Origin of the sequence: Rhodopseudomonas sp. B29 (assembly GCF_000333455.1) — a bacterium.
GTDB lineage: Bacteria > Pseudomonadota > Alphaproteobacteria > Rhizobiales > Xanthobacteraceae > Rhodopseudomonas.
Genome location: NZ_BADD01000743.1, coordinates 1 through 19,636, shown reverse-complemented (window position 1 = coordinate 19,636; position 19,636 = coordinate 1). Strand labels below are relative to the sequence as shown.

Genomic DNA, 19,636 nt, shown 5'->3' with positions numbered 1-19,636 from the left:
GCGGTGAGCGCGCGAGTGCGGTGGCGATGGTCTTGGTCTGGAAGCGATCGGATGGCATCAGAACTAACAGGATTTGCGAATTACCGACGCTACGTTTCCCACCGTCATGCACGGGCTTGACCCGGGCATCCACGGACGCCAGCACGGCCTTGCTCGGAGTCGTGGATGGCCGGGTCAAGCCCGGCCATGACGACGTGGGGAGGTGGTGGATAGTCGCCGAAGGCCGATCGCTAGGTGGCGCAGGCTCGTGGACGAACGCCTCCAAATCCCCGAACGTCAGATGACACTCGCCCTTCTCGGCGCGGAGCTTGCCGGTGCTGAGCAGGCGGCAGAGCCGGCCGTAGGCGGCGCGGTCGGTCGGATAGGCGAGCAGGTCCGGGGTGCCGTCGATGAAGCACAGCCGCGCGCCGATCAGCAGCTTGGGTTTATGAACGAGATCCTTGTTGTCGAGTTCGCTATAGGCGCGCACCACGCCGGCCAGCGTATTGCGGTCGGCGATGCCGATCGCATCGAGGCCGAGTTCGCTCGCCTGATGCACATACTCCTGCGGATGCGAGCCGCCTTCCAGGAACGAGAAATTGGTGGTGACGCCGATCTCGGCGTAGCGCGCGCTCATGGGCGTCTCGGTTCAAGTTATTAGTCAACTCCGTCATTGCGAGGAGGCGCAGCCGACGAAGCAATCCAGCCAGGTGCACGGAGCTGGATTGCTTCGTCGCTTCGCTCCTCGCAATGACGGGGAGAGGCGGTGCACATGCATTCGTCCTCGCCTTCGTCATCTCCCTCACGCGAATAACCCATGCATGTACCAGCGCGGCTGGCCGGTGCCGTCGGGTTCGGGCATCACCTCGATTTCATAGAGCCCGTCGCGATACAGCCAGAACCGGGCGCCGTCCTCGTCCTCAATGCGGAAGTAATCGCGGGTCAGGCCGGGCTGGGCGGCGCGCCACCATTCCATGGCGATGCGCTCGGGTCCTTCGGCGCGGGTGACGCGGTGGGTGACGCGGCGCCAGATGAACTGCGCCGGCGGGCCGTCCGGCACGCCGGCCAGCACCTCGATCGGCTCGGGCTGTTGCAGCAGCCGCAGCGGCCGCAGCGGCGGGATGTCGGCGCGCGCCGGCCACGGCGCATCGCCGGCGTCCGGCGGACAATGCTGCACCGGAACGGCGAGCGCGACGCGCTCGGGGATGTGCGTGTCCTGCGGCAGATAGCGCACGACGCGCCGGGCACCGAGCCGCGCCGCCAGCGTATCCGCCAGCAGGGCGACGTCCTCGGCCTGATGCGCCGTGGTATCGAAGCCGCGCTGCGCCTCGGTGGTGGTGACGCTGACGCTGGCGGCGAGACGGATCAGATCGTAGCCGAAGCCGGGATCGAGCGGATCGGCCAGCGCGTCGAGCTTCTCGGCGAACAGCCGCTGCACCACCTCGACCCGCGTCACCGGCTGGCCGGTCTCGACGCTGATGCTGCGCACCGCGCCGTCGCTGCGGAAAAAGCTGGCGACCAGCTGCCGCGCACCCTTGCCGCTGCGCTCCATCGCGGCGATCAGCAGCTTCGCCAGCGCCAGCAGCGTCGGCAGGATAACGTCGGTGGTGGCGACCGGCTCCGGGAAATTTTTATCGACCACGTAGTCGGGTGCCGGCCTGCGCGGCGAGATTGGCGCGTCGTCGTCGCCGGTCGCCTGGCGCAGCACGGCGATAAACTCTTCGCCAAAGCGTGCGGCAAGTTCAGAGGGCTTTCGCGCCAGCACCTCGCCGATGGTCTTGAGCCCGGCGCGGCGCAGGCCGCGCACGATGGCGTCATCGACGCCGAGCGCTGCCACCGGCAGCGGCGCCACCGCCCTCGCCTCGTCGCCCGGCGCGACGATGCTGCGCGGCGCGCCGCGGGTCAGTGCCCGCGCCGCGACCGCGGTGCCGGCGATCGCCGCGCTGGTCTCGAAGCCCTGCCGCGTCAGCGCCGCCGTCAGCGACCGCATCAGGGCGGCTTCGTCGCCGAACAGATGCGCACAGCCGGTGATATCGAGTAACAGCCCCTCGGCGCCGTCGAGCGCCACCAGCGGCGTGTAGCGATCGCACCAATCGGCGATGGCGTTCAGTAGCACCGCGTCGGCATGCGGATCATGATCGATCACCTCCACCGCCGGATGCATCGCCCGGACGGTGGCGAGCGGCATCCCCGGTAGCACGCCGCCCTGACTGGCGCGCGCGTCGCAGGCGACCACCATCAGCGCATTGTCGCGCTTGGCGGCGACCACCCGTGGCGCGCGCGAGGCATCAACCTGCGAGCCGCTGCCCGGCGGAAGTAACTGACGTTCGAACCGATCGGTCGGCAACCTCGGCAGCCACAAGCCGAGAATGCGTCTGCGGTTCACGGAACTGGCACGCATCACAATTCCATTCCATGATCCAACGGCCGGTCTGGCCGTGACGATTGCGGATGAGCGAGGTGTCGAGCACCGGCGCGCCCCAGTCCTCGCTCGGCGGCGAATGCGCCGCTCGCACCATCCACCGCGTCTCTGCTGTGGACGCCTGCGGCGCGGCGGCGATGCGCAGCATCAGCGCGGTGACGCCGCTGTCCTGCGCCGCCAGCGTCAGTTTTCGCGAGGCGACCTGATCGAACGCGCGGGTGTCGCCCCATAGCTCGGTGATCACCGCGCCGAGCGCGTTACAGGCCAGCGCATCGGCCGCGGCGCGGAGCGCGCTGTCGGCATCGTGGGCGCTCACCATAACGATGCGGCGCGGGTCGAGCCCGAGTTCGGCCAAGCCCTCCATCGCCAGCTCGCCGTTCTCGCGCGCGGAAAAATCCTGGCGGATCCACAGCAGAAAACGTTGATCGGCGAGCAGCCGCGCCACGCCCGCCGCGAAGCCGGTCGCGGCCGGGGCTTGCGCGCCGTCGCAGAACACTTCATGCAGCGCGCCCTGCACCAGCCCGCCCTGCAGCACGGCGTCGGCCTCAGCGTGGCCGAGCGGCACGCGGCGCAGCGTCTCGGCCGTCCCGCTTTCGAGCCGGTCGATCTCGCCCTTCAGGCGCGCAAGCATGCTGTGGCGCGCGCCGTCCATGCGCCGCTCCTTTTCTTTGCCAGTTCACGAGAGTCGATGAACCCGTTGCCGGCTCATTTGTTCATGATATGTTCTAATAAATCCCTGCCTCGCCGGGGAGTCAATCGGGTTCATCCCGAGTCCCGGCCGCAAAATTTTTTCGGCAGTTGAATCAAGGAGATTCCCATATGGACGTGCAGCGCAAGCTGGCCATCCTGGCGGACGCGGCAAAGTACGACGCCTCCTGCGCCTCGAGCGGAACGGAGAAACGCGACAGCCGCGACGGCAAGGGGCTGGGCTCGACCGCGCCCGGCATGGGCATCTGCCATTCCTACGCGCCGGACGGCCGCTGCATCTCGCTGCTCAAGGTGCTGCTGACCAACGCGTGCAACTACGACTGTTTGTATTGCGTCAACCGCGCTTCGTCGAACGTGCCGCGCGCGCGCTTCACCGTCGACGAGGTGGTGCAGCTGACGCTCGACTTCTATCGCCGCAACTACATCGAGGGGCTGTTCCTCTCTTCCGGCATCATCCGCAGCGCCGACTACACGATGGAGCAGGTCGTCGAAGTCGCGCGGCGGCTGCGGGAGGAGCATCACTTCCGCGGCTACATTCATCTCAAGACCATTCCCGAAGCCGACGACGCGCTGATCGCCAAGGCCGGCCGCTATGCCGACCGGCTCAGCATCAACATCGAGGTGCCGGAGGAGAACAGCCTGGCCAAGCTGGCGCCCGAGAAGGACGTCCGCGCCATCCGCCGCACCATGGGGCGGCTGCGGCTAAGGCTGGACGAAGCCAGCGAAGCCAAGGCCGAGGCGCGCAAGCAGCCCAGCCGCGCCAGGCCGCCGCGCTTCGCGCCGGCCGGCCAGAGCACGCAGATGATCGTCGGCGCAGATAGCGCCACCGACCAGACCATTCTGGACACCAGCGCCAATCTCTACGGCTCATATAATCTGAAGCGCGTGTACTACTCGGCGTTCAGCCCGATCCCGGATTCCAGCCGCGCGCTGCCGCTACAAGCGCCGCCGCTGGTGCGCGAGCATCGGCTGTATCAGGCCGACTGGCTGATGCGGTTCTACGGCTTCGGCGCGCAGGAAATCATCGATCCTTCGGTTGGCATGCTGTCGCTGGAGATGGACCCGAAACTCGCCTGGGCGCTGCGCCATCGCGAGCGCTTCCCGCTCGACGTCAACCGCGCCAGCCGCGAGGATCTGCTGCGCGTCCCCGGCTTCGGCCGCAAGGCGGTCGACCGCATCATCGACACGAGGCGTCACAGTGCGATCCGCAGCGCCGACCTCGCCAAGCTGCACATCCCAAGGAACAAGGCGCTCCCCTTCATCGTTCTTCCCGACCACCGCCCGCCGACGTCCTTGCTCGACGGCGCGCGGTTGGCGGAGCGGTTTCGGCCGAAGGCACAGCAACTGGGGTTTGGGTTTTGAGGGTTGTCGTCATTGCGAGGAGGCGCAGCCGACGAAGCAATCCAGCTCGGTGCACGGAGCTGGATTGCTTCGTCGCTTCGCTCCTCGCAATGACGAGGATGTGCGAGTAGCTCCAAGCACAGCCGTCATCCTGAGGTGCGAGCGCAGCGAGCCTCGAAGGATGACAGCCACGAGGAAACAGCGTGCTGGGAGCCCATCCTTCGAGGCCGCCGCTTCGCGGCGGCACCTCAGGATGACGAGGTGCGAGTTGATGGGAACTAACAAGTAGCTCGGGAGACAAAACGATCACCACCATGCACCACATCCGGCTCGACAGCGACACCGACTTCGATGGCTGGCGCAAGGCGGCGCGGGGGTTGGTGTTGGCGGATGTGGTGCCGGCGGATGTCACCTGGACCGTGGCAGGCGACGAGCCGGAGTTGTTCGATGGGCCGGGGCTGGCGCCGGGTGCTGGAGCGTTTGCTGAAGCTCAGGCGTCATTCACAGACTCCGCTTCCACCCAGTCTGCTTCCACGCAGTCTACGTTCTCACACTCTCCATCCTCACAGCCCGCATCGCTATCCGACGACACACCGTCCCCCTCGCCGACCCAGACCTTCAACGTCCCCGCCCGCTTCGTCGAACTCGCCAAGACCGCGATCCTTCACCGCGATCCGCAGCGCTTCGCCTATCTGTATCAGCTGCTGTGGCGGCTGCGGACCAATCCCGAACTGATGCAGGTCGCCACCGATCCGGACGTCGCGCGGCTGCAGGCGATGGCCAAGGCGATCCGTCGCGACGAGCACAAGATGCACGCCTTCGTTCGCTTCCGCGAAATCGGCCGTGAACCGAAGTCACGCTACGTGGCGTGGTTCGAGCCCGAGCACCACATCGTCGAACTGGCCGCGCCGTTCTTTGCCCGCCGCTTCGCCGACATGGAATGGTCGATCCTGACACCGGACATCTGCGCGCATTGGGACGGCCATGCGGTCGCGTTCACGCCGGGCGTCGCCAAGTCGATGGCGCCGTCGGACGATCGCCTCGAAGAGACCTGGCGGACGTACTACGCGTCGATCTTCAATCCGGCGCGGCTGAAGACCAAGGCGATGCAGGCCGAGATGCCGAAGAAGTATTGGCGCAATCTGCCGGAGGCGGCGCTGATCAAGCCGCTGATCGAGGAGGCCGAACGCAAGACGAGCGCGATGGTCGCGGCCGAGGCGACCGCGCCGAAGAAGCCGCAGCGACAGGAGCAGCCGATGACCAAGACCACTAAGCACGGCGCCGAGACGCTGGCGCATCTGCGCGAGGAAGCCAAGGATTGCCGCGCCTGCGACCTGTGGAAGCCGGCGACCCAGACCGTATTCGGCGAAGGCCCGCAGCACGCCACCGTGATGCTGGTCGGCGAGCAGCCGGGCGACAAGGAAGACCTCGCCGGCAAGCCGTTCGTCGGCCCCGCCGGCCAGATGCTCGACCGCGCGCTCGCCGAGGCCGGCATCGACCGCGCCAAGACCTACGTCACCAACGCGGTGAAGCACTTCAAATTCGTGCCGCGCGGCAAGATCCGCCTGCACCAGAAGCCCAACACGCCGGAGATCAAGGCGTGCCGGCAATGGTACGAGCGCGAACTCGCCACCATCAAGCCGCAACTGGTGGTGGCGATGGGAGCCACCGCGGCGCAGAGCGTGCTTGGCAAGATCACGCCGATCAACAAGAACCGCGGCCATTTGCTGAACCAGGCCGATGGGACGCAGGTGCTGGTCACCGTGCATCCATCCTATCTGCTGCGGCTGCCCGACGAAGACGCCAAGGCGCTCGAATACAAGCGCTTCGTCGACGACCTCAAGATCGTCGCCGCGCATCTGAACAAGGCGCATGCGGCGTAGGGGCTTTAGCCTGCTATGCATAGACTCGCCGTGCGCACGGCGCGCTCCCTCGCCCCGCTCTTGCGGGGAGAGGGTTGGGGTGAGGGGCGACGCGGGCACGGAGGCTCGACTGCGCGGAGACGCCCCCTCACCCGACCGGCCTCGCTGCGCTCCGCCGGTCGACCTCTCCCCGCACGCGGGGAGAGGTTAGGAGACCGCGGGCTGCGCGGCGAAACCTCGCAGCTTGCTGGCTGCGACAATCACCGGCATAACGCCGCCATGACCGACCAACGCCTTCTGCTCCGCGCGATCTTCGATGCGGCCGTTGCGGCCGCGCATCCCGCCCATATCCTCGGCGATCATCTGCCGCCGGCGCCGCGCGGCCGGGTGATCTGCCTCGCCGCCGGCAAAGGCGCCGCCGCGATGGCGCAGGCCGCCGAGCAGCATTACCTCGACAAGCTCAAGCTCGATCCGCAGCGCCTGGTCGGCCTCGCCACCACGCGCCACGGTTACGGCGTGCCGACGCGGCGCATCGAGGTGATCGAGGCCGGGCATCCGATGCCGGACGCCCACGGCGTACGCGGCGCGCAGGCGAGCCTCGACCTCGCCGCCACCGCGACGGCGGACGATCTGCTGCTGGTGCTGCTCACCGGCGGCGGCTCGGCCAACTGGATCCTGCCGGCGGACGGCATCACGCTCGAACAGAAGCAGCGCGCCACAAAGGCGCTGCTGCGCTCCGGCGCGCCGATCGGCGAGGTCAACACCGTGCGCAAGCATCTGTCGCGCATCAAAGGCGGAAGGCTGGCGCGCGCCGGCGCGGCTGCGGCCGAGATCGTCACGCTGGCGATCTCCGACGTGCCGCGCGACGAGCCGTCGGCGATCGCGTCGGGTCCGACCGTGCCCGATCCGACGACGCTGGAGGAAGCCCGCGCCATCGTGGCGCGCTATCAGCTCGATCTCGACGACGCGGTGAAGGCAGCGCTGGCCGATCCGCGCAACGAGAGCGTCAAGCCGGGCGACGCGGCCTTTGCGCGGTCGCGGTTCGAGATCATCGCGACGCCGGCGCAATCGCTTGCGGCCGCCGTCGAGGTTGCCCGCAATGCCGGCTACGAGGTGATCGATCTCGGCGCCGATCTCGAGGGCGAAGCCCGCGAGGTCGCCGCCGAGCATGCCCGGATGGCCCGCGAGGCGCGCGCCGCCGACAAGAAGCTGGCGATCATTTCCGGCGGCGAACTCACCGTCACGGTGCGCGGCCAAGGCCGCGGCGGCCCCAATCAGGAATACGCACTGGCGCTGGCGCAACACCTCTCCGACCTGCACGGCTTCGCCGCGCTGGCCGCCGATACCGACGGCGCCGACGGCGGCGCCGGCGAGCCGACCGACCCGGCCGGCGCGATCATCGATGCGAACACCTTCGCGCGCATTCGCGAGCTGAAGCTCGACCCCGCCGCCTATCTGACGAACAACGACGCCACGGGCTTCTTCGCTCAGACGGGCGATCTGCTACTGACTGGCCCGACGCTGACCAACGTCAACGATGTGCGGGTGATTTTGGTGTGAAGCTTCTCGTCATTGCGAGCCACCGGGTCGGCGCTCCGCGCCGCCCGATGACAGGCTCCGCGAAGCAATCCAGCCCAGTGCACGGAGCTGGATTGCTTCGTCGCTTCGCTCCTCGCAATGACGGAGAGTCAGAAGAGCCCAACGAGCCCCTCCACTCGGAAGAACCTCATCCTGAGGAGCCCCGGCGCAGCCGGGGCGTCTCGAAGGATGGCTGCGGGCACTGTGCCTCACCAACTCATGGTTCGAGACGCCCGGCCTCGCTTCGCAAGGCCGGGCTCCTCACCATGAGGGCCATTCCTTGCGTCATGCGCGGGCTTGACCCGCCTGCGGGGCCGTAGCCCCCTCGGTGCGGCGGAGGCCCGCGCATCCATCGTCTTGGCGAAACTTCATTCGAAGTTGATGGATCGCCGGGTCGAGCCCGGCGATGACGTTTGTAGGAGTCCCCTACTCCTTCCCCACCGTCTTGATCGCCCGGCCCTGCGAGATGAACGCGTAGTGGCCGCTGGCGAAGGTGCCGAGCATCAGGGCTTCGGTGACGGGCTCGGCGATGTCGCCTTCGGCGGCCCAGTCGACGACGAAATTGGCGCCGGTGCCGGCGCGGGTATCGAGCGTCGGCACGAACGCCTCGATGGTGGCGAACGGCTTCAGCGCCACCGGCTTGTCGAGATAGCTTTGCACCATCTTGCCGGTGCCGTCGTAATAGGCGATGCGGCGGATCACCAGCGGCTTGGTGTCGGAGGCGTTGTGGATGCTAAGCGTCACCGAAAAGTCCGCCCGCGCCTTGCCCTGATTGAGCGACACGCTCGAATACGCCGGCACGTAAAACGAGCCGCTGGCGCTCAGCGGCGCTGTCGGAACCGTCGTCAACGACGCGGCAAACGCCTTCTCCAGCGATGGGCTCGCGGTTTGCGCCAGCGCGGCTGCGCCGGGCAGCAGAATCAGGCATCCCAAAGCCAGCGCCAGCGGAATCGCCAGCATCTTGCTGCGGCTGCGACACAACGCCCAGGCGGGATACGGTGGTATAACTTTCAGGGGCATGTCGGTCCCTTTATCATCCGCGCGCAACGACACGGCGAGAAGCATGCACGAACTGATCGGCGACATCACCCTTTGCATCCTGTTCGCCTGGCTGCTCGGCCTGTCTGCGCATTATTTCCGCCAGCCGCTGATCCTTGCCTACCTTATCGCCGGCTTCGCCATCGGTCCATTCGGCCTTGGCTGGGTAAAATCGCAGGAGTCGATCGCGGTCATCTCCGAACTCGGCCTGATTTTCATGCTGTTCATGATCGGGCTCGAGATCGATCTGAAGAAAATCGTGCGCGCGGGCCCGGTGATCCTGGTGGCCGCCGGCGGCCAGCTGATCGGCGGCTGCCTGCTCGGCTTGGCGTTTTTCATCGCCTTCGGCCTGTCGCTCGGCGGCGGCCAGTTCGACGCGCTGTATCTCACCGTCGCCTGCGCGCTGTCGTCGACGGTGATCATCGTCAAGGTGCTGTACGAGAAGCGCGAGCTCGACACGCTGCCCGGCCGCATCACGCTCGGCATCCTGGTGCTGCAGGACATCTTCGCCATCCTGTTCCTGGCGGTGCAGCCATCGCTGGCCGACCTGCAGGTCTCGGTGCTGCTGCTGTCGATCGCCCGCGTCGTCGCGCTGGTCGCGACCGCGCTGGCGCTGTCACGCTGGGTGCTGCCGTGGCTGTTTCACCGCATCGCCCGCACCCCTGAGCTGGTGATGCTCGGCGCGCTGGCGTGGTGCTTTCTGATCGGCGAAGTCGCCGAGCGGCTGCACCTGTCGCGCGAGATGGGCGCGCTGGTCGCCGGTGTGTCGCTGTCGACCTTCCCCTACGCACTCGACGTCACCGCCAAGGTGACGACGCTGCGCGATTTCTTCATCACGCTGTTCTTCGTCGGTCTCGGCATGACGATTCCGATTCCGAACGGCTCGGTGATCGGCCTCGCGCTGCTGATCGCAGTGTTCACGCTGGCGAGCCGGCTGATCACCACCTTCCTGCCGCTGTACCTGATGAAGCAGGGACTGCGCGCCAGCCTGCTGCCGGCGATCAACCTGGCGCAGATCAGCGAATTTTCGCTGGTGGTGATCCAGACCGGCATCGCCGCCGGCCATATCGGCAAGGAGACGGCGAACGCCGCGTCGTTCGCCTTCGTGCTGCTGGCGGTGCTGTCGACCTTCGCGATCATGCGCAGCGACGCGCTGACGCGGCGCGCCATCGCGCTGCTGACGCGGGTCGGCGTTCGTGATCTCGGCCACAAGCCGGATGCCGAGCCGGACGCAGAGACCGGCCACGGCGGCTCGCGCCGCATCGTCATTCTGGGCTTTTTCCGCGCTGCCAGCGCGCTGCTCAGCGAGATCGAGCGCCAGAGCCCGAGCCTCTTGGAGCAGATCAGCGTCATCGACTTCAACCCGATGGTGTATCGCACGCTGGCCGATCGCGGCATGCACGTCGTTTACGGCGACATCAGCAATGTCGACACGCTGCTGCATGCCGGCGTGTCGAAGGCAGAGATCATCATCCTCAGCGTGCCGGATTCGCTGCTCAAGGGTGCCACCAACGAACGCCTGGTGCGCCATGTCCGTGCGCTCAATCCGACCGCCCGCATTGTCGCCACTGCGGATCTGCTCGCCGATGTCGAGGCGCTCTACGACGCCGGCGCGGACTACGTCACGGTGACGCGGCTCAGCGACGCGCGGGAATTGTACAGCGTGATCCAGGCCAGCGAATGCGGCCTGCTCGACGACAAGCGCGCCGAGCTCGACGCACGGCTGGCGGAGCGGCGCGAAGTGCTGCCGTAGGCAGACGTCAGCGGCTGCGCTTCTACATGCAGGACGTCATCCTGAGGCGCCGCCGCGTAGCGGCGGCCTCGAAGGATGGGCCACATGCGGAGCAGTCATCCTTCGAGGCTCGCTGCGCTCGCACCTCAGGATGACGGGTCAGAAATGCGTATCACACCGCGATCGACTGATCGCTTAGCACGCCGTCGTCCGCCAGTCCGCGATAGGCGGAAGCCTTTTGCGGATGGCCGAGCAGATAACCCTGGAACTGATCGCAGCCTTTGTCGATCAACAGGTCGAGTTGATCGGTCTCCTCGACGCCTTCGGCGATCACCGTCAGGCCGAGGCTGTGGCCGAGGCCGATGATCGCCCAGACGATGGCGCGCGATTGCGGATTGGAATCGAGCTGGGCGATGAATTCGCGGTCGATCTTGATCTTGTCGAATGGAAACATCAGCAGGTAGGACAGCGACGAATAGCCCTTGCCGAAGTCGTCCATGGCCAGGCGGACGCCGAGCGCCTTGATGCGGCGCAGTTCGTTCAGCCCGCGCGCGTTGTCTTCCATCAGCACGCCTTCGGTGATCTCGATGTGCAAGCGATCGGCGCTGAGCCCGGTCTCGAGCAGGATCGACAGGATCATGCCGGCGAGATCGCCGCGGCGGAAATCGACCGGCGACAGATTGACGGCAATCGACAACGGCCGCTGCCAGGTCGCGGCTTCGCGGCAGGCCTGGCGGAGAATGATCTCGTCGATCTCGCGGATCAGCCCGGTCTCCTCGGCGATCGGTACGAACACAGCCGGCGACACAAGACCCTTGGTCGGATGATTCCAGCGGCCCAGCACTTCGAAGCCGACGACTTCGCCGCTGGCGGTGGCCTGCGGCTGGAAATACGCTTCGAACTGCTCGGCCTCGATCGCGGCTATCAGCTCCTTGTGTAGGGTGCGGCGGTTGCGCAGGATGTTGTCCAGCTCGGTTTCGAAGAACCGATAGGTGCCGCGTTGATCGCCCTTGGCGCGATACAGCGCCGCGTCGGCATTGGCGATCAGCTGCTCGACCTGCGCGCCGTTCTCCGGATAGATCGCAACGCCCAGCGTGCAGCTACCGCGCACGATCGCGCCGTTGACCGTGAAGTCCGGCTCGAATGCCGCGATAATGCGATTGCACAGCGCTTCCGCCGCCTCTGGCTGTTCTGCAGGGTCGGTGATGACGACGAACTCGTCGCCGCCGATGCGGGCCACGAAGGCATCGCCGCATGCCTCGGTCAAGCGCCGCGCGACGTCGCGCAGATAGTCATCGCCGGCGCTGTGGCCATAAATGTCGTTGATCTCTTTGAACCAGTCGAGATCGATACAGATCACCGCAAATTTCGTCGCGCCAGCCCGAGCTTCAGTGATCGCGGCGTTGATGTGCTGATCGAACGCGATCCGGTTCGGCAGCTGCGTCAGGGCGTCGTGATGGGCGAGAAACTCGATCCTCGCCCGGTTCTGCGAGCGCTCGGTGCAGTCCTCATGCGTCACCACCCAGCCGCCATTGGCGATGGGCTGGTAAGCGATGTGGATCTCGCGGCCGTCCGGCAAGTTCGTCGTCCAGTCGGCGGCGACGCGGTCGGCGATCGCGGTGGCGAGCTTGGCGCGATGGATGGCGGGTTCGAGAAACAGCGTCCCGGCCGCCGACTTGAGCTGCATCAGCCGGTCATGCGTATCGCCTTGCTGCACGTCGTCGGCAGAGAGCCGATACATCGCCAGAAAGCGGCCATTGCAGAGCTGCAGCCGGCCGCCGGCATCGTACATGCACAGCCCCTGCCCCATGTTGTTGAGCGCGGCGTCGAGTTGCACGCTGCGCTCGGCGACGCGGCGGTGGGAGCTGCGGTCGATCATCGCGGCGAACAGCCCGGCCACCACGATCGCGCACGTGGTGACGGCGATTGCCAGCGACAGCGCCAGCGGTGATACGCGATCGGCCGCTTCACCCGCCGGCAGCGGCGGCAAGGCGTCGATCGCCCCCATGGCGATGAAGTGATGCGAGACGATCGCCAGGGTCAGCAGAGCGCTGGCCCCTGCCAGTGACCACACCGCGTCGCCGCGCTGCGCCAGCATCATCGCCGAAGCGCCGAACACGACGCCGGCGACGATCGAGAGCGCCACGATCTCGCGATTCCAGATGATGACGAAGTTGAGCGACGCCATGCCCATGTAGTGCATCGCGACGATGCCGCAGCCGATCAGCCCGCCGCCGACGATGGCGCCCCAGCGTCCGCCGCCGTAGCCGGCGATGACGAAGCCGAGTGTGGTCACCACGGCGGCGACCAAGAGCGAGGCCAGCGTCAAAGTGAGGTCGTAACCGAACTCGAAGCCCGGCGAATACGCCATCATGGCGATGAAGTGCGTCGACCAGATCCCCGCGCCCGTGACGGCGCCGGCGGTGAGCAGCCACAGCGCACCGACCTTTTCGGCGCTGACGCAAGCCCGTTGATACAGATTGACCGCCGCGAGGCTGGTGAGGAAGCAGACTAATCCGGCGACGAGCACCAGTCTCCAGTCGTGCTGGGTCTTCAGGCAATTCCAAACCGTGTACATGGCATTCCATCACCAAGGATGGAGCGAGATACGGTTCGTCCACCTACTTGGGGCTTAATATTCGCAACAGTCGGCGCGGCGTCATGTTGCAGCGTTAGCAAGTGATGAAGCGGAACCGCAATTGTCGTTGCAAACCAACGAGCTGCAGATCATTTGATCCACGGGCCGTTCAGAAATCCCGCGCGATGGTGGCCAGCATCGACAGCAATGCGTCGCGGTTTTCGACACCGACGAGTTCGATCAGTCGCGCCTCGTGCCGGGTCTGTACCAGCTTCTTGGCACGCGCCAGCGTGGCACGGCCCTTGTCGGTGAGCACCACAATGTGCGAGCGCCGGTCGCTCGGCGAACGCTGACGCTCGCACAACCCGCGACTCTCGAGCGCGTCCAGCATCGCCACGAAATTCGGCCGCAGGATTCCCAGCGTGGTGGCAATCTCTGTCTGGTTGCGCCCGGGATTGTTGTCGAGCAGGATCAGCACCGAGAACTGCGCCGGCGTGAGATTCACCGGCGCGACGCAGCGCAGGAAGTCGTCGAACACCCGAAGCTGCGCCCGCTTCAGCGTGTAGCCGAGCAGGTCGGACAGTTCGCCCATGGCGAGCTCGGTACCCTCCACAGCCGGCTCCGGCGGCGGCTCCCGGCGAGCGCGGGGCGGTTTGGCAGCGGCGACGGGTTTGGAGACTGTCATCTTGAAAAATCGGCCTCCCCGTTCGGCGATCGGCGGCCGGAGGGCGCGTCGGGCCTTGAGCTTATAATCGATAATTGTTATGGACCATATCAAATAGTCCGCGCAGTTCAACTGCCGGCTGCGCCCTGCGGCGCACGGAGGGGGATCGTCCGCTTGAACACCACCATTCTGCTATTCCTACTCCAGGACGGCGTGACCAACGGCGCGATCTATGCGCTGCTCGGTCTGGCGCTGGTGCTGGTGTTCGCCGTCACGCGGGTGATCCTGATCCCGCAAGGCGAATTTATCACTTACGGCGCGCTCACCTACGCGACGCTGTCCACAGGCGGCGTGCCGGGCACCGCGGGTCTGGCCCTGGTGATGGGCATCGTAGCCTTCGGCTTCGACTTGTTCGCGATGCGCAAGGCGTTTCATGGTGGCAAGCTGTTGCGCGCCGCGCTGGTCGACATCGTTTTTCCCGCGATCGTGTTCGCGCTGGCCATGACGCTGGCGCCGCACAAGCCGGGCGTCGCCGTCAGCATCGCGCTGTCGCTGGCGATCGTCGCGGCGATCGGGCTGTTTCTGTATCGCATCGCGTTTCAGCCGCTGGCGCACACATCGGTGCTGGTGCTGCTGATCGCCTCGGTCGGCTGCCATCTGGCGTTGCAGGGCTTCGGCCTGGTGTTCTTCGGCGCCGAAGGCCTGCGCGGGCCGTCGCTGTCCGACGCCTCGCTCAATCTCGGCCAGCTGATGTTCACCGGACAGAGCCTTGCGGTCTACGGCATCACCGTGGCGCTGATGCTGGCGCTGTGGCTGTTCTTCGGCTTCACCCGGTTCGGCAAGGCGCTGCGCGCCACCGCCGTCAACCGCCTCGGCGCCCGCCTCGTCGGCATCCGCACCTCGCTGTCCGGCCAGATCGCGTTCCTGCTCGCTTCCGTCATCGGCGCCATCTCGGGCATCCTGATCGTGCCGATCACCACGCTCTATTACGACACCGGCTTCCTGATCGGCCTCAAGGGCTTCGTCGCCGCGATCATCGGCGGCCTGATCTCCTATCCGCTCACTGCGGTGGCGGCGATCGTGGTCGGCATCGTCGAATCCTTCTCGTCGTTCTACGCCTCCAACTACAAGGAAGTGATCGTGTTCACCCTGATCCTGCCGGTGCTGGTGCTGCGCTCGCTCGCGGCGCCCGCGGTCGAGGAAGAGAAGGACTGAGCGCGATGACCCGCCTGCTTCCCGTCGTCGTCTTCACCGTCGTGATGGCGGCGCTGCCGCTGATCCCCGGCATGCCCCCATTCTGGATCGTGCTGCTCGACAATATCGGCCTCGCCGCTCTGGTGGCGATGGGGCTGGTGCTGCTCACCGGCGTCGGCGGCCTCACCTCGTTCGGCCAGGCCGCGTTCGTCGGCTTCGGCGCCTACACGACTGCCTATCTCACGACGGTCTACGGCCTGTCGCCGTGGCTGACGCTGCCGGCGTCCTTGATCGTCGCAGGCCTCGCCGCTGTGGTGCTCGGCCTGATGACGGTGCGACTCTCCGGCCACTATCTGCCGCTCGGCACCATCGCCTGGGGCATCGCGCTGTTCTATCTGTTCAGCAAGCTCGACTTCCTCGGCCGCAACGACGGCATCTCTCGCGTGCCGCCGCTGTCGGTCGGCTCGGTGCAGATGTACGATCCCTCGACGATCTATTTCGTGATCTGGGCGATGGTGATCATCTCCGCGCTGCTGACCATGAACCTGCTCGACAGCCGCGTCGGCCGCGCCATCCGCGCGCTACGCCGCGGCCATGTCGCCGCCGAAGCCTTCGGCGTGCAGACCGCGCGCTCCAAATTGCTGGTGTTCATCTACGCCGCGGTGCTGGCGGGTCTGTCCGGCTGGCTCTATGCGCACTTCCAGCGCAACGTGAACCCGACTCCGTTCGGGCCGCAGGCCGGCATCGAATATCTGTTCATCGCAGTGGTCGGCGGCGCCGGCTATGTCTGGGGCGGCGTGCTCGGCGCCGCCATCGTGGTGATCCTCAAAGAGGTGCTGCAGAGCTATCTGCCGCTGCTGTTCGGCGGCCAGGGCCAGCTCGAGATCATCGTGTTCGGCATTCTGTTGGTGATCTTGTTGCAGCTCGCGCCGGCCGGTGTCTGGCCGTGGCTGAGCGGACTGATCCCGCTGAAGCTGCGCCGCTCGCATGCGAGCAGCGCCGAGGCGCTGCCGCCGCGCGCGCGCGTCGCCTCTTCGTCCGGTCCGCTGCTCAAGGTCGACCGCGCCCGCAAGCAGTTCGGCGGCGTCGTGGCGGTCAACGATGTGTCGTTCGAGGTCAACGCCGCCGAGGTCGTGGCGCTGATCGGCCCGAACGGCGCCGGCAAATCGACCACCTTCAACCTGATCACCGGCATTCTCACCACCACCGGCGGCCGCATCGAAGTGCACGGCCAGCCGGTCGACAACACGCCGCCGCAGGAAGTGGTGAAGCTCGGCATCGCCCGCACCTTCCAGCACGTCAAGCTGGTGCCGGACATGACCGTGCTGGAGAACGTCGCCATCGGCGCCCACCTGCGCGGCCGCTCCGGCGCGCTCGGCAGCATGCTGCGCCTCGACCGCGCCGACGAAGCCAAGCTGCTCGCCGAAGCCGCCAAGCAGATCGAGCGCGTCGGGCTCGGCGCCGAGATCGATCAACTCGCCGGCTCGCTGTCGCTCGGCCAGCAGCGCATCGTCGAGATCGCCCGCGCGCTGTGCGCCGACCCCGAACTCTTGATGCTCGACGAGCCCGCCGCCGGCCTCCGCCACATGGAGAAGCAGCGCCTCGCCGCGCTGCTGCGCCAGCTGCGCGACGGCGGCATGTCGGTGCTGCTCGTCGAACACGATATGGGCTTCGTGATGGACCTCGCCGACCGCATCGTCGTCCTGGATTTCGGCACCCGCATCGCCGAGGGCACGCCGGCGGCGATCAAGACCAATCCCGAAGTCATCAAAGCCTATCTCGGAGCGCTGGCATGAGCCCGCTGCTGCAAGTCGCCGACGTCTCGGTGTCGTACGGCAAGGTCGAGGCGGTGCGCTCGGTCTCGCTCGAGGTGCGCGAGCGCGAGATCGTCACCGTGATTGGCGCCAACGGCGCCGGCAAGACCACGCTGCTCAGCGCCGTTATGGGCATTCTGCCGCTGAAGGGCAGCGTGCAGTTCTGCGGCGAGAACATCGTCCGCCAGGACATCGAAGACCGCGTCGCCGACGGGCTGTCGCTGGTGCCCGAACATCGCGAGCTGTTCGCCACCATGACGGTCGAGGACAATCTCGAACTCGGCGCCTTCCGCATCGCCAAAAGCGTCGCGGCGCAATCGCAGGAGCGGGTCTACGGGCTGTTTCCGCGGCTCAAGGAGCGGCGCAAGCAGCTCGCCGGCACGCTGTCCGGCGGCGAGCAACAGATGCTGGCGATGGGCCGCGCGCTGATGGGCGCGCCGAAGCTGCTGATGCTCGACGAACCGAGCCTCGGACTCGCCCCGATCATCGTCGCCGACATCTTCCGCATCGTCACCGAACTCCGCGCAGCCGGCGTCTCGGTGCTGCTCGTCGAGCAGAACGCCAAAGCCGCGCTGGAGATCGCCGACCGGGCCTATGTGATGGAGCTGGGTGAGTTCGTATTGAACGGCCCGGCTGCGGAGATAGCGAAGAACGAGGCCGTGGCGGCGAGCTACCTGGGCTTCTCGCACGGGTAGGCGTTTTCTAACGCGACACCTTCCCTTACGTCATGGCCGGCCTTGTGCCGGCCATCCACGTCTTGCAGCCGTAGTTGCTCAGAGAACGTGGATGGCCGGGACAAGCCCGGCCATGACGAAGTAATAACACTTCCTCCCAAAACGACAATGGCCGGGGTTGCCCCCGGCCATCATCCCCCACGATGGGAAGTGCTTACTTCACCATCACGTATTTGCCGTCCTTGACCGTCAGCAGGATGCGCGAGCGGTCGTCGAGGCCGTAGCGGTCGGTTTCGGTGAAGTTGTAGACACCCTGGGTGGCGGCGATGTCCTTTTCGCTGAGCAGCGCCTTGCGGATCGCCTCGTGGAATTCCGGCGTGCCGGGCTTGGCGGTCTTCAGCGCCACCGGGATCACCCGGGACAGCACCTTGAAGGCGTCGAACGAATGGCCGGCGAACTGGCTGCGGCTGTTGGGGCCGTACTTGGCCTCATACGCCGTGTTGAGCTCGAGGCCCGGCTTCTTGGTCAGCGCGCTGTCGGGCTGCTCTTCCGGGTCCATCACCGGACCCGACGCCATCAGCACACCCTCGGCGGCCTTGCCGGCGATGCGGATGAAGTCCATCGAGGCGGCGCCGTGGGTCTGGTAGATCAGGCCCTTGTAGCCACGCTCACGCAGCGCGGTCTGCGGCAGCGCCGCCGCGGTGCCCGAGGCGCCGACCAGGATGGCGTCCGGATTGGCGGCGACGAGCTTGAGCACCTGACCGGCGACCGACGTGTCGGGACGCGCGAAGCGCTCCTCGTCGACGATCTTCAGGCCCATGCCCTCGCCCTGCTTCTTGAGGTCGTTGAACCACAGGTCGCCGTAGCTGTCCGAGTAGCCGATGTAGCCGACGGTCTTCACGTTGTGCTTGACCATGTGCTCGTACAGCACCTTGCCCATGATCGGCACCGGCTGCGGCATCACCACCGACCACTTGGCACGCTCCGGCGTGATCGGCAGCGGCGACAGAGCGAAATGCGGCACGCCGGCTTCGTTGGCGACGTTGGAAACCGCCACGCTCGGCGGCGTCACCGACGAGCCCATGATGATGTCGGCTTTGTTCTCGGTGATGAAGCGGCGCGCATTGGTGGTCGCCGCGGTCGGATCGCCGCCGTCGTCGAGCACGATGACCTTCAGCGGATGACCGCCGATTTCCTTTGGCACGAATTCCAGCGCGTTGCGCTCCGGAATGCCGAGCGCTGCAGCCGGACCCGTGGTGGTGATGGTGATGCCGATGGTGATGTCGTTGGTTTCGGCGCGCGCGGCGCTGCTGAGCGCCGGGAGCCCCAGCAGCACGGCGATCGCCGCGGCGGATAGCAAATGTTTCTTCATCGTTCCTCCTCCGAGCCTGTTGTTGTGGATTGGCAGTGTTTGGCGAGCTCTTGTCGAACCTTCTTATGACATGCCGGGGCCTAAGTCAGCCCCGCATGAATTTATCGATAATGTCCTGCGGAAACGGCGCCGACTTCAGCTTGTCGGGATCGGCCGGATCGCGGCCGACCAGCACCCGCGTCTCGAAGCCTTCGATCGCCAGCTTCTCGCCCTTGTAGACCTTATGGGTGACCTCGAAGCTCGAGCGGCCGATCTTCTCGATCCGGCTCTCGATGCTGATCCAGTCGCCGTAGGTCGAGGGAATGTGAAATTTGGCGCGGGTGTCGACCATCGGAATGCCGACCAGGCCATACACCTTGACGAGATCCTGCTTGGAGCAGCCGGCGGCGGCAAACAGCGCCGAGGTGGAGTCGTCGAACATCGCGAAGTAACGCGGATAGTAAACGATATTGGCCGGGTCGCAGTCGCCCCACTGGATCTGCACATCGCGGCGATTGGTGAACATGGGGCTCGGTACCTGCGTCAACTCAGCGCACAACAAATAAGTTCGTCATTCCGGGATGCGCCGCGTGAGCGGCGCAGGCCCGGAATCCATACTCCCTGCAGGGGTTATGGATTCCGGGCTCGCGGACTTCGTCCGCGCCCCGGAATGACGGGGCTAATACATCGTCCTATCCAGC

15 protein-coding genes are annotated in these 19,636 nt (G+C 66.4%); 7 read left to right on the top strand and 8 right to left on the bottom strand.

Annotated features, from left to right (window positions below):
- The 3 genes from I5M_RS26875 to I5M_RS26865 form a co-directional block, all read right to left on the bottom strand.
- Window positions 1-616 (bottom strand): PHP domain-containing protein (locus I5M_RS26875; RefSeq protein WP_031337726.1); only part of this gene is annotated, 616 nt, incomplete at its 3' end.
- A gap of 165 nt (window positions 617-781) precedes the next feature.
- Window positions 782-2,380 (bottom strand): DNA polymerase Y family protein, encoded by a 1,599-nt coding sequence (locus I5M_RS26870; RefSeq protein WP_083909693.1) that lies wholly within the window; start codon window positions 2,378-2,380, stop codon window positions 782-784.
- Window positions 2,268-3,053, bottom strand: coding sequence for an ImuA family protein (locus I5M_RS26865; protein WP_022724224.1), 786 nt, complete (start codon window positions 3,051-3,053; stop codon window positions 2,268-2,270). The genes I5M_RS26870 and I5M_RS26865 overlap by 113 nt, the downstream gene beginning before the upstream one ends.
- 167 nt (window positions 3,054-3,220) lie before the next feature.
- Between I5M_RS26865 and I5M_RS26860 the strand changes: the two genes are divergently transcribed.
- From I5M_RS26860 to I5M_RS26850, 3 genes are all read left to right on the top strand, one after another.
- The gene (locus tag I5M_RS26860; protein ID WP_022724223.1) at window positions 3,221-4,471 is read left to right on the top strand and encodes a putative DNA modification/repair radical SAM protein; all 1,251 of its coding nucleotides are present in this window, start codon (window positions 3,221-3,223) and stop codon (window positions 4,469-4,471) included.
- A gap of 293 nt (window positions 4,472-4,764) precedes the next feature.
- On the top strand, window positions 4,765-6,333 hold the full coding sequence (locus tag I5M_RS26855) for a UdgX family uracil-DNA binding protein (protein ID WP_022724222.1): 1,569 nt from the start codon (window positions 4,765-4,767) through the stop codon (window positions 6,331-6,333).
- 258 nt (window positions 6,334-6,591) lie between these two features.
- Entirely contained in the window at window positions 6,592-7,872 is a 1,281-nt protein-coding gene (locus I5M_RS26850; RefSeq protein WP_022724221.1) for a glycerate kinase, read from the top strand.
- Window positions 7,873-8,316: 444 nt separating this feature from the next.
- Here I5M_RS26850 and I5M_RS26845 read toward each other — a convergent pair whose 3' ends face one another.
- Window positions 8,317-8,850 carry a DUF3124 domain-containing protein gene (locus I5M_RS26845; RefSeq protein ID WP_199900074.1) on the bottom strand — a complete coding sequence of 178 codons (534 nt, stop codon included), beginning with the start codon at window positions 8,848-8,850 and terminating at the stop codon, window positions 8,317-8,319.
- Window positions 8,851-8,953: 103 nt separating this feature from the next.
- Between I5M_RS26845 and I5M_RS26840 the strand changes: the two genes are divergently transcribed.
- Window positions 8,954-10,681, top strand: a complete 1,728-nt coding sequence (locus I5M_RS26840) for a cation:proton antiporter (protein WP_022724219.1) — start codon at window positions 8,954-8,956, stop codon at window positions 10,679-10,681.
- A 151-nt stretch (window positions 10,682-10,832) separates the two neighbouring features.
- On the opposite strand, the gene I5M_RS26835 is transcribed toward I5M_RS26840, so the two are convergent.
- Together I5M_RS26835 and I5M_RS26830 are read right to left on the bottom strand one after the other, a co-directional pair.
- Entirely contained in the window at window positions 10,833-13,238 is a 2,406-nt protein-coding gene (locus I5M_RS26835; RefSeq protein ID WP_022724218.1) for an EAL domain-containing protein, read from the bottom strand.
- 169 nt (window positions 13,239-13,407) lie between these two features.
- Window positions 13,408-13,923 carry a MarR family winged helix-turn-helix transcriptional regulator gene (locus I5M_RS26830; RefSeq protein ID WP_022724217.1) on the bottom strand — a complete coding sequence of 172 codons (516 nt, stop codon included), beginning with the start codon at window positions 13,921-13,923 and terminating at the stop codon, window positions 13,408-13,410.
- 153 nt (window positions 13,924-14,076) lie between these two features.
- Here I5M_RS26830 and I5M_RS26825 point away from each other — a divergent pair, with 153 nt between their 5' ends.
- From I5M_RS26825 to I5M_RS26815, 3 genes are read left to right on the top strand one after another with little or no spacing between them, the layout of a single operon-like run.
- Window positions 14,077-15,117 (top strand): branched-chain amino acid ABC transporter permease, encoded by a 1,041-nt coding sequence (locus I5M_RS26825; RefSeq protein WP_022724216.1) that lies wholly within the window; start codon window positions 14,077-14,079, stop codon window positions 15,115-15,117.
- A gap of 5 nt (window positions 15,118-15,122) precedes the next feature.
- Window positions 15,123-16,892 carry an ATP-binding cassette domain-containing protein gene (locus tag I5M_RS26820; RefSeq protein WP_022724215.1) on the top strand — a complete coding sequence of 590 codons (1,770 nt, stop codon included), beginning with the start codon at window positions 15,123-15,125 and terminating at the stop codon, window positions 16,890-16,892.
- Window positions 16,889-17,605, top strand: coding sequence for an ABC transporter ATP-binding protein (locus I5M_RS26815; RefSeq protein ID WP_022724214.1), 717 nt, complete (start codon window positions 16,889-16,891; stop codon window positions 17,603-17,605). The genes I5M_RS26820 and I5M_RS26815 overlap by 4 nt, the downstream gene beginning before the upstream one ends.
- Before the next feature lie 193 nt (window positions 17,606-17,798).
- On the opposite strand, the gene I5M_RS26810 is transcribed toward I5M_RS26815, so the two are convergent.
- Together I5M_RS26810 and I5M_RS26805 are read right to left on the bottom strand one after the other, a co-directional pair.
- A complete protein-coding gene (locus I5M_RS26810) occupies window positions 17,799-18,956 on the bottom strand; it encodes an ABC transporter substrate-binding protein (RefSeq protein ID WP_022724213.1) in 1,158 nt (385 codons plus the stop codon).
- A gap of 85 nt (window positions 18,957-19,041) precedes the next feature.
- Complete coding sequence (locus tag I5M_RS26805) at window positions 19,042-19,461, bottom strand: thioesterase family protein (protein WP_022724212.1); 420 nt, start codon at window positions 19,459-19,461, stop codon at window positions 19,042-19,044.
- Between the last annotated feature and the right edge of the window lie 175 nt (window positions 19,462-19,636).

Coding starts and splice junctions, on each gene's coding strand:
- I5M_RS26850 (WP_022724221.1), top strand. CDS start 6,592: ATGACCGACCAACGCCTTCTGCTCCGCGCGATCTTCGATGCGGCCGTT.
- I5M_RS26855 (WP_022724222.1), top strand. CDS start 4,765: ATGCACCACATCCGGCTCGACAGCGACACCGACTTCGATGGCTGGCGC.
- I5M_RS26835 (WP_022724218.1), bottom strand. CDS start 13,238: ATGTACACGGTTTGGAATTGCCTGAAGACCCAGCACGACTGGAGACTG.
- I5M_RS26815 (WP_022724214.1), top strand. CDS start 16,889: ATGAGCCCGCTGCTGCAAGTCGCCGACGTCTCGGTGTCGTACGGCAAG.
- I5M_RS26840 (WP_022724219.1), top strand. CDS start 8,954: ATGCACGAACTGATCGGCGACATCACCCTTTGCATCCTGTTCGCCTGG.
- I5M_RS26860 (WP_022724223.1), top strand. CDS start 3,221: ATGGACGTGCAGCGCAAGCTGGCCATCCTGGCGGACGCGGCAAAGTAC.
- I5M_RS26865 (WP_022724224.1), bottom strand. CDS start 3,053: ATGGACGGCGCGCGCCACAGCATGCTTGCGCGCCTGAAGGGCGAGATC.
- I5M_RS26845 (WP_199900074.1), bottom strand. CDS start 8,850: ATGCTGGCGATTCCGCTGGCGCTGGCTTTGGGATGCCTGATTCTGCTG.
- I5M_RS26830 (WP_022724217.1), bottom strand. CDS start 13,923: ATGACAGTCTCCAAACCCGTCGCCGCTGCCAAACCGCCCCGCGCTCGC.
- I5M_RS26820 (WP_022724215.1), top strand. CDS start 15,123: ATGACCCGCCTGCTTCCCGTCGTCGTCTTCACCGTCGTGATGGCGGCG.
- I5M_RS26805 (WP_022724212.1), bottom strand. CDS start 19,461: ATGTTCACCAATCGCCGCGATGTGCAGATCCAGTGGGGCGACTGCGAC.
- I5M_RS26870 (WP_083909693.1), bottom strand. CDS start 2,380: ATGCGTGCCAGTTCCGTGAACCGCAGACGCATTCTCGGCTTGTGGCTG.
- I5M_RS26810 (WP_022724213.1), bottom strand. CDS start 18,956: ATGAAGAAACATTTGCTATCCGCCGCGGCGATCGCCGTGCTGCTGGGG.